Origin of the sequence: Synechococcus sp. R3-13 (assembly GCF_047462195.1) — a bacterium.
GTDB lineage: Bacteria > Cyanobacteriota > Cyanobacteriia > Thermostichales > Thermostichaceae > Thermostichus.
Map to the genome: position 1 here is coordinate 1 of NZ_JANSIO010000245.1, position 9,964 is coordinate 9,964.

General features: G+C 60.5%; 5 protein-coding genes and 1 pseudogene. 4 read left to right on the forward strand and 2 right to left on the reverse strand.

Annotated features, from left to right (window positions below; genetic code table 11):
- The first annotated feature begins 253 nt into the window (after window positions 1-253).
- Together NW856_RS07635 and NW856_RS07640 are read left to right on the forward strand one after the other, a co-directional pair.
- On the forward strand, window positions 254-1,666 hold the full coding sequence (locus NW856_RS07635; RefSeq protein WP_414399711.1) for a histidine phosphatase family protein: 1,413 nt from the start codon (window positions 254-256) through the stop codon (window positions 1,664-1,666).
- 2 nt (window positions 1,667-1,668) lie between these two features.
- Window positions 1,669-3,039 (forward strand): dihydroorotase, encoded by a 1,371-nt coding sequence (locus tag NW856_RS07640; RefSeq protein WP_414399712.1) that lies wholly within the window; start codon window positions 1,669-1,671, stop codon window positions 3,037-3,039.
- A gap of 88 nt (window positions 3,040-3,127) precedes the next feature.
- On the opposite strand, the pseudogene ileS reads toward NW856_RS07640, so the two are convergent.
- Together ileS and NW856_RS07650 are read right to left on the reverse strand one after the other, a co-directional pair.
- Window positions 3,128-5,911 (reverse strand): annotated as a pseudogene (gene ileS, locus NW856_RS07645) (isoleucine--tRNA ligase).
- Window positions 5,912-6,726: 815 nt separating this feature from the next.
- Window positions 6,727-7,641 (reverse strand): hypothetical protein, encoded by a 915-nt coding sequence (locus NW856_RS07650; protein WP_414399713.1) that lies wholly within the window; start codon window positions 7,639-7,641, stop codon window positions 6,727-6,729.
- Between the two features lie 120 nt (window positions 7,642-7,761).
- On the opposite strand from NW856_RS07650, the gene NW856_RS07655 reads away from it, so the two are divergent.
- Window positions 7,762-8,136 (forward strand): rhodanese-like domain-containing protein, encoded by a 375-nt coding sequence (locus NW856_RS07655; protein ID WP_011432658.1) that lies wholly within the window; start codon window positions 7,762-7,764, stop codon window positions 8,134-8,136.
- A 157-nt stretch (window positions 8,137-8,293) separates the two neighbouring features.
- Window positions 8,294-9,964: M24B family metallopeptidase (locus NW856_RS07660; RefSeq protein ID WP_414399714.1), on the forward strand; the 1,671-nt coding region annotated here is incomplete at its 3' end.

Consider the following 9,964-nt stretch of genomic DNA (forward strand, 5'->3'; position numbering starts at 1 on the left):
GGAAAAACTGCGCCAACAGCACCACAACAAGGGCAAGGAGCACCAAGCCGGCCCCCTTCGCCAACGTCCATTCAACCAAAACCTCTGCCAGCGGAAACGCAGCGCGGCCATTCTCCAAAGATGCCCCCATCACAAGCGGCGACCAGCCCAAATACGCCTCAGTCGGCAGCCCAACCGGTGAATTGACGAAGGCGAGCGCCGCCCAGTGGCGGTACTCTAGAAGGTGTTCTAAGGACTCCGTCCCGCTACTGCGATGAGTAAGTCCATGCAAGCGATGGCAAGGACTCCGTCCCGCTACCGCGACCAGCCTGCCCTGCGCATCTTGATCGTGCGCCATGGTGAGAGCACCTTTAACCTGGAAAATCGCATTCAAGGCCGCTCCGATCTCTCCCGGCTCACCCCCACTGGAGAAGTGCAGGCGCAGCGTGTAGCCGAGGCCCTGGCCGGGATCCCGTTGGATTGCGCCTATTGCAGCCCCCTGTCTCGCGCCCTCGATACCGCTCGCGTCATTTTGAAAGACCGAGAAGGGATCCCTCTGCACATCACCGATCAACTGCGGGAGATCGACCTGACGGCCTGGGAAGGGCTGACCTTTGCCGAGGTGCAGGAGAAATACCCCGAAGATTACCACCTGTGGCGGCACCATCCCGACACCCTGGAGCTAGAGGGCCGCTTTCCGGTGCGGGATCTCTGGCAGCAGGCGCAGGGGTTTTGGGAAATGCTGGCCCTGCATCTGCAATCGGCTGCAGGCCTCTGGAACCATGGAGCGGATCCCTCCCAGAGACAGACCCTCAATATCCTCATCGTGGGCCACAGCGGCATCAATCGCGCCCTGGTCAGCACCGCCATCGGCCTGGGGCCACACCACTATCACCGCCTTGGGCAGGATAACTGCGCCATCAGCGTTCTCAATTTTCCCGAGGGCCTGCAGGGGCCGCCACAACTGGAATCTCTGAACATCACCGCTCACCTCGGCCCAGCCCTGCCCAAGCGCAAGCAGGGGATGCGCATCTTGCTGGTGCGGCATGGGGAAACTCAATGGAACCGAGAGCGCCGTTTTCAGGGGCAGCGGGATATCCCCCTCAATGCCACCGGGGAGGAACAGGCAGCCAAGGTGGCAGAATTTTTGGCCACTCAACCCCTGCAACTGGCCTTCTCCAGCCCCCTGAAGCGCCCTTGGGCCACAGCCGATGCCATCTGCAGCAACCACAGCAACCTCATTTTGCGCCCAATGCCCGACTTGCAAGAGATCTGCCACGGCGACTGGGAGGGCAAGCTGCAAAGCGAAGTCGAAGCCGAATACCCCGGCGAGCTGGAGCGCTGGCAACGGGATCCCGCCAGTGTGCAGATGCCCAATGGGGAAAACCTTCACCAGGTGTGGGAGCGCACTCGCTCCGCTTGGCAGGAGCTTTTGGCCATCACCGCAGCCCAGTTTCCTCAGGGCACGGCGGTTGTTGTTGCCCACGATGCCATCAACAAGGCGATCATCTGTCAGTTGTTCGACCTTTCCCCCCAAGCCTTTTGGATCTTCAAGCAGGGGAATGGCGCCATTACGGTGATCGACTATCCAGAAGGCAAGGAGGGTGCCCCGGTTTTGAAGGTGTTGAACCTCACCACCCATCTGTCCGGCCAGATCCTGGACTGCACCACTGCTGGAGCTTTGTAAAGATGGGCTCATCCCCTCTCCGCGAGCTAACAGGACGACTAACAGGACAAAATGTGCATCTCCAGGGAGTGCGCCTGTTGGATCCTTGGCGTCAGCGGGATGAAGTAACCGATGTGTGGTTGCAGGAGGGTCGCCTGCGGGCCACCGAGCCGGCAGGGATCCCTGCCGACATCCCCACCATCGATGGCTCAGGCTGGGTAGTGGGGCCGGGTTTGCTGGATCTGTATGCCCACAGCGGCGAGATGGTTGGCAGCGGTCGCGTAAGCGGTGCGGAGCACTTTCTGGCCCACAGTCGGGAAACCCTGACCTCTTTGGCTGCAGCGGCTTTGGCGGGAGGCTTTACCCAGGTGGGGCTTCTGCCCACCCCCCTTCCTGGAACCGGCCTATTTCCGGTGCTGGATCACCCGGAACACCTGAACCGCTACCCCCGCCAATTGGGGGATCCCCGCTGGCTGCCCTGGGCTGCCCTGAGCGTGGGTGGCCAGGGAGAAACCCCAACCCCCTGGGGAGAACTGGCGCAAGCGGGAGCAGTTGGCTTTGCAGAGGTTCAGCCACTGCGCTCCTTGGCTTTGGTGCGGCGGGCTCTGGAGTATTTGCGGCTGGGGAAGAAACCCCTGCTGCTCTGGGCCTGGGATCCCACCTTGGCCGGGCAAGGTAGCCTCTACGAAGGGATCTGGGCGCTGCGCCTAGGGCTGAAAGGGATCCCTGCCAGTGCTGAAACTGCCGCTCTGGCCCGCCTTCTGGAGATGATCAGGAGCGTTCCTTCCCCCCCGCCCGTGCACATCATGCGCCTGAGCCAAGCCCGCAGCCTGGAGCTGATCCAACAGGCCCAAGCCGAAGGACTGCCGGTTACCGCCAGCACCACTTGGATGCACCTGATCTTGTCCGAAGAGGCCGTCCTTGAGCATCGCTACGATCCCCACCTTCGTATCCTGCCCCCTCTTCCCAGCGCCGGCGACCGAGAGGCTCTGATCGCCGGGATCCGTTCCGGCAGCCTGGGGATCGCGACGGATCACCACCCCTACACCCATGAAGAGAAAATCCTGCCCTTTGCCGATGCCCCGCCGGGGGCGATGGGCCTGGAGCTGGCTCTGCCGCTGCTGTGGCAACATTTGGTGGCAACGGGATCCCTGACAGCGCTGCAACTGTGGTCTGCCCTCAGCCTGTACCCGGCCCGCTGCCTAAACCTAGATCCGCCCACCCTTACCCCCCACAGCGACTGGGTGCTGTTTGATCCCACCCACCCTTGGACGGTTTCTGTTGCCACTCTCCACTCCCGATCGCCAGCGACTCCCTGGCTGGAGAAAACCCTGTGCGGCAAGGTGTTGCACACCCATGTCGAGGGGATCCCATCCCGCAGCTCTGCCCCTTGATCCCGAAGAAGGCCGACAAGACCTGTCCGGAGAAAGAGCCAATTCAAAGAGGGGGATCCCTTCCCGCCAGCGGGACGGGGTCCCGAATTCAAAACTCCCCGGCCAGAGCGGCTACACAACGCTCACACAGCTCTGGATGTTCGGCAAATTCCCCCACACGGGTGGAATAGTTCCAGCAGCGCACGCACTTTTGGCCGTCAGCCGGAAAAACAGAGACCTCCAAGCCTTGACCTGAGGTTTTCTCCAGTTCCACCTGTGAGGTGATGAACAAGTAGCGCAACTCGGCAGACCGCTCCTGCAAAAGAGCGTATAGGCCGGGATCCGCTACCTTCAGGATTACCTTGGCCTCGGTGGAAGCGCCGATGGGCTTAAAGGACTCCGTCCCGCTAACGCGACCGGTACGGGCTTGCTCCAGAGCCTTGTTCACCTCTTGGCGCACCTCTCGCAGCTGCTCCCAAATGGCCGCCAACTGGGGATCCCGCCAGTGCTCCGGCAGCTTCATCCACCCCCCCTCAAACACCGAACGGGTGGGCTTGGGATAGGGCAGATGGCTCCAAATCTCTTCGGCCAGGTGGGAGAGAACGGGGGCGATGGCCTTGGCCAAGTTCTCCAGCAACAGGGATAGCACCGTTTGACATTGGCGCCGCCGCAGACTTTGGGCATGGCTAATGTAGAGGCGATCCTTGGCAATATCCAGGTAAAAGTTGGAGAGATCCACCACACAGAAGTTCTGAATCGCCTGGAAAAAGCGGTAGAACTGATAGCTTGCAAAAGATTCGCCGATCTCGGATCCCACCTCGTGCAGGCGGTGCAAAATGTAGCGGTCTAGCTCCGTCAAGGCTTCAAAAGGAACGGCATCCTGAGTTGGATTGAAGTCGTAGAGGTTGCTCAGCAAAAAGCGAGCTGTGTTGCGGATTTTGCGATATACATCCGCCATTTGCCCAAGAATGGTCTTACCCAGCGGCACATCCCCGGAGTAGTCCACACTGGAGACCCACAGGCGCAGCACATCCGCCCCGTAGGCGGGATCCGTCTGGGGATCTTTGCCGCCGTTGATTAACACCAGCGGATCGATGACATTGCCCAGGGACTTGCTCATTTTCTGGCCCTTCTCGTCCAGCACAAACCCATGGGTGAGCACCGCCTTGTAGGGGGCATGGCCGTTGACGGCCACGGAGGTAAGCAAACTGGATTGGAACCAGCCTCGGTGTTGGTCGGAGCCTTCCAAATACAGATCCACCGGGTAGCCCAACCCCTGCGCCTTGGCCACTGCCGCCCAGGAAGAGCCGGAGTCAAACCACACGTCCATGGTGTCCATCCCTTTGCGGTAGGTGCGGCCATTGTGGCGGTACTGCTCCGGCAGCAACTCCTCCACCGGGCGCTTCCACCAGGCGTCGGATCCCTACTGGGCAAAAATGGCCTTGATGTGGTCGAGGGTCTCGGCGGTGAGCAGAACCTCGCCGGTTTCTTCGTCGTAAAAGACGGGGATGGGCACGCCCCAAGCCCGCTGGCGGGAAATACACCAATCCGAGCGCTCCGACACCATAGCAGTGATGCGGTTCTCCCCGATGGCCGGGATCCATTTCACGGTTTTAATGGCCTGCAGGGCCAGCTCCCGGAAGCCAGCTACAGACGCAAACCACTGCTCGGTGGCCCGGAAAATCGTTGGCTCTTTCGTGCGCCAGTCGTAGGGATATTTGTGGTTGTAGGGCTCTTCCTTGAGCAAAGCCCCCGCAGCCTGCAGAGCCTGGATGACAGCAGCATTGCCGCTGGTCTCCGGCTTCTTGGAGAGCACATCCAACCCGACGAACTGGGATCCGGCCTCGGCGGTAAATCTCCCCTGATCGTCCACAGGGCTGAGAATGGGCAGACCATACTTTTGGCCGGTTTTGAAGTCATCTTCCCCATGCCCCGGAGCTGTGTGCACAATGCCGGTGCCGGACTCGGTGGTGACATAGTCCCCCAGCACGCAGAGGCTGGCGCGGTCAAAGAGGGGGTGCCGTCCTTGACTGTATTCCAGGGCGGATCCCGGCAGGGTGGCCTTGATCTCCAGAGGCGTCTCCAGAACCTTCTCCAGCCGCTCCCGCAGATCGGCGGCGATCAACAGCAGGCCGAAGCGGGGAGACTCCACCACTGCATAGGTGAGCTTGGGGTTAAAGCAGAGAGCCAGGTTGGCCGGGATCGTCCAAGGGGTGGTGGTCCAGATGGCTGCCCGCAGGCCCGGCATGAAAGGCTCCAAAACCGGCTGCGCCGCCGGGCTGAGGCTCTGCAGGGGAAAGGCCACGTAGATGCTGGGGGAGATGTGGTTGTCAGGGTACTCCAGCTCCGCTTCCGCCAGAGCCGTCTGGGAGCTGGGGCTCCAGTGGACGGGTTTGAGGCCGCGGTAGATGTAGCCCTTGAGGGCCATTTGTCCAAACACCTCAATCTGTGCGGCTTCGTACTCCGGCGACAGCGTCAGGTAGGGCCGATCCCAGGATCCCCATACCCCCAGGCGCTGAAAACTGGCCCGCTGCACATCAACGTAGTGCAGGGCGTACTCCTTGGCTTTTTGTCGCAGCTGCAGAGGGGTGAGGTTTTCCCGCTCCTGCGGGGTGAGGCTTTGCAACACTTTCAGTTCGATGGGCAGGCCGTGGCAATCCCAGCCGGGCACGTAGCGCACCTTGCGCCCTTGCAAGATGTGGTACTTGTTCACAATGTCCTTGAGGATCTTGTTGAGGGTGGTGCCCATGTGGATATCGCCATTGGCGTAGGGCGGTCCATCGTGCAGGACAAAGGGATCCCCAGGATTGTGGTCGGCAAGGCGCTGGTAGATTTGCTCTTCCTGCCAAAAGGCTTGAATGGCGGGTTCTCTCTTGGCGGCCTCTGCCCGCATGGGAAACTGAGTTTGGGGCAGGTTGAGGGTACTTTTGTAGTCCACGGCAACTCGAGCAACCTAAAGGGCGTCTCTCTATCCTACGCTGTCGCCTCATCCTCAGCAGTCCATCCCTCACCCCTCTTGTGGGACAGGGGATCCGAAGCCCACGGTCACCCAGAGCGCCTGGAGCTCTCAAACGGCTCCAACAAACCACCGCATGAACTCCCTGATCGAGAAAACAAGAAAAGATTTGTGCTAGTCTCAGGGTGTCGTTTAGTAAGGGAGGTTCCTGCGGATGCCAGATAGTAGTAGTTGTAAGGGTCGTCAAGTTGGGTTCAGCCGGCTGTGCGCCGGGGCTGTTCTCTAACGGTCTGAACTTAGATCCTTCAGTCTGCTGAAGAGTCTTCGCGTTCTGGCTCGCTTGGAGTTCCTCCCGGCAGTCAGGTTCCAGTTGAAGGCCCGCTAGACCGCTCTTTCCCTGACCTCCTGTTGTTGCCTTGGGGGTGGGAGAGAGCGGATAGTTTTGCAGATAGCTGTAGCGGGGCTTGGAATGGACGGGCGTCTAAAGATGCCAATGTTTCTTGAGGTTGGGTCCTTTCAAGACACCTCGACCCAACCTTTCGAGACCCCTCGGGATTGTTCGGTCAATTGCTGGCAGGAGTGGGGCGATCCACCACCGGAGCACCAAGGGAGTCGCCGCTATCGCAACCGCTCAAAAATAGGGCCAGCACCAGAAAGCAAACAAGCTGAGGGGCGCATAGTTTCCCATCTTAACAAGCTCAACTGCCTGTCCAGATTACCCCAGAGCCATTCCTCATCATCCTGAAGATTTCCTAAGGGACGGTGGGGATGGCCAGGGATCCCTCCAGAGCCAAGCGATCGCTGACGATAAGACGCCGACTCTCCAGCGTGATGCCGGTTTGGTTAATCAACATCACAGAAATCCACTCAGAACGGGGTTCTTGCGGAGCATCTGCCTGTAGGAAGATCCCTCCGGCCTGTAGGGGTTCGAGAGCAAACGAGGTCACCTCTGGGTAGCCTGCCCCGGCAACGGGTTGTTCGGCAACGGCGCCCAACAGCAAAGAGTGGGTGAGAGGCTCTGCCACAATCGCCTGCAGCGAATAGGTGGATCCCGGTTTGACCACCTCCGGCAGGTTCAAGGTGACGGTGGGAGGGGCAGATCCAGAGGTGAGGGTGCTGGCCTCCCGCAGCACTTCTTGGTCAATCAACAGCAGTTGTCCGGGATTGGCTGGATCCGGGCGATAGCGATTGCGCACCAGGGCAGAGGCTTCTACCTGAAAGTCCCCCCGCACCGAGGATTGGGATCCCTCTACTTGGCTGAGAATATCCGCAACAATCTCAGGGCCCACCTGCCGCCAGGAGAGGATCTGGGCCGAATAGGTGAGCTTGGGATGAGAGCTCCACAGCTTGCGGATGGCACCTTCCACCTCTTCCCGGTCCAGCCCATCTCGGTGGCGGAAGTCGGGGCTGTAGCCGGCCATCACCCCTGGCAAATCCCGCCGGTTGGCGGCGGCCACCTGCTGGCTTAGCCACTCCACTAGGGCGGCTGGCGGTGGGCTGGAAACTTGCCGCTGGATTCCACTTTCTAGGGGCATCGGGGCAGCTTGGGCCCAAGCCGAGGACTCCGTCCGGCTGACGTGACCGGCTGTCAATCCAAGGGGTATGCTCCAGCTCACGGCCAGAGCAAGGGGCCAAAGCAGTTGCGGAAAGTTAGATCGGGATTTCAAGCCATGGGCCTCCAGCCGGCAAATCTGGATCCCAGTCTAGCCTTAGGGCAGTTGAGATCCCAAAGTCCAGACCAGATAAGATCGATTGGAATAAGCTTTGGCTCATAGCGCCTGTTCTCCATGGCTCCCCAGCACTCTCCAGCTTTCTTGGCCCTGGTCAACGAGGCCAAAAGCCGCATCCAAGAACTGACAGTCGAGCAGGTCAGGCAAAAACAACTGCAAGGGGATCCCTTCTATTTTGTGGATGTGCGGGAAGAGTCGGAGTGGCAAGCCGGCCACGCTGCCGGAGCCATCCACTTGAGCAAAGGGATCATTGAGCGGGACATCGAGAGGGTGATCCCCGACAAAGAAGCGGAGATCGTCCTGTACTGCGGCGGCGGGTTTCGCTCCGCGTTGGCAGCCGATAACCTACAGAAAATGGGCTATCGCCGGGTGATCTCGATGGATGGGGGCATGCGGGCTTGGCGGGAAGCGGGCTTTCCTGAGGAGCGCTAGAGCTGGCGGATTTCTTCCCTCACCCATAGGAAGAGGGAGGTATTGGCTGCTATCTGGCTGCTATCTGAAATGGCCGACCACTGAAGGCGGGAAGTGGGGGCGGCCCAACCTTGTTTAGAATGGCGATAGCCTGGCCGTTTAGCTTTACCCCTCTGCCATGCTCCAAACCCTGCCCCGCCTGGATGTTGCTGCCTGTTTGCAGCAGTTGCGTCAGCTTCTGCGAGAACAAGATCTGGATGGCTTTTGGGTTCCCTCTGCCGATGAGCATCTCAACGAGTATTTGCCGGAACATCGCAAGCGGCGTCAGTGGATCACAGGCTTTACCGGCTCGGTGGGGGATGCCTTGATCACCCGGGACAGGGCTTGGCTGTGGGTAGATCCCCGCTATCACGAACAGGCGGAGCGGGAGGTGGATCCCAATCTATTGACAGTGATCAAAGGAGGTCTGCCGAATCAGCCCAGCCTGATGGAGATTGTGGAAGAGCTGGGATCCGGCTTTCGCCTGGGGGTGGATCCCTTTACGGTGGCGGTGGCCACCTATCGCCAGTTGCAGGCCCATGCCCAAGCGGGAGGGGTGCTCTTGATCCCGGTCACGGAAAACTTGGTGGATAAGCTGGCTCAGGGATCCGCTCCTGTCGCTCCCTTTGACCGGCCCATTGACTCGGTACCCACCCACCTAAGCGGGGCCACCCCTGCAGAAAAGCTGGCCCAAGTCCGGCAGGAGATGCGCCGCAAGCGGGTGGGGCTGCTGCCCCTGACCAAATTGGATCAGGTGGCCTGGCTGTTTAACCTGCGGGGATCCGACATCCCCTACAACCCAGTGTTTTGGGCCTATGCTTTGGTCAGCCTAGATAGAGCGGCTCTATTCACAGATCTGGAGCGGCTCAGTCCCCCATCTCGGCAATTTCTGGCAGAAGCCGGGGTGGAACTCTGGCCTTATGAGACCTACAACGAACAACTGCCCCAATGGGCCAAGAGCTACGCGCCGGTGGGCTTGGATCCCAAGCAGACCACCCAGGGCACTCAAGAGCTGCTGCAGGATGCGAGCTGCCGCGAGCTGGAGCACCCAGTAGAAGCCCTCAAGGCCGTGAAAAACCCCACCGAGCTGGAACAGATGCGCCTGGCCAACCGCAAAGCCAGCCGGGCCAAGATCCGTACCCTGGCCTGGATCGACCGGCAAATCCAACAGGGGATCCCCATCAGCGAAGCCGATGTGGCCGCCATCATGGAGGCCCATTACCGGGAGGAAGGGGAGTGGGTGGGCCTGAGCTTTAACACCATTGCCGGCGCCGGCGCCAACAGCTCCATCATCCACTACAGCACTCCGGATCCCCAAAAGCTGCTGCAGCCGGGCGAACTGTTTTTGTTGGACTCCGGATCCCACTACTTGGGGGGCACCACCGACGATACCCGCACCGTTTGGATTGGCCCGCAACCCGCGGATCCCTTGTGCAAGCGGCGCTATACCGAGGTGCTCAAGGCCCACATTCAATGCGCCCGCCAGATCTTCCCCCCCGACACCTATGGAGTCTCGTTGGATGGGATCGCCCGCTCTACCCTTTGGCAGGCCGGGCTGGACTATGGCCATGGCACCGGCCACGGTGTCGGCGCCTTTTTGAATGTCCACGAGGGGCCCAACGGGATCCACCGCCGCGCCAGCACCCCTCTCAAAGTGGGCATGATCAACAGCATCGAGCCGGGCTACTACCAGGCGGGATGGGGTGGGATCCGCCTGGAGAACCTCTACGAGGTGATTGCCATTCCCGAGCCGGAGGGCTGGATGGGCTTTCGCTCCCTAACTTGGATCCCTTTTGATGGGCGCTTAATC

What these genes read in the sequence shown, in the direction of transcription:
- NW856_RS07635 (WP_414399711.1), top strand. Translation starts at nt 254, where the DNA reads ATGAGTAAGTCCATGCAAGCGATGGCAAGGACTCCGTCCCGCTACCGC.
- NW856_RS07640 (WP_414399712.1), top strand. Translation starts at nt 1,669, where the DNA reads ATGGGCTCATCCCCTCTCCGCGAGCTAACAGGACGACTAACAGGACAA.
- NW856_RS07655 (WP_011432658.1), top strand. Translation starts at nt 7,762, where the DNA reads ATGGCTCCCCAGCACTCTCCAGCTTTCTTGGCCCTGGTCAACGAGGCC.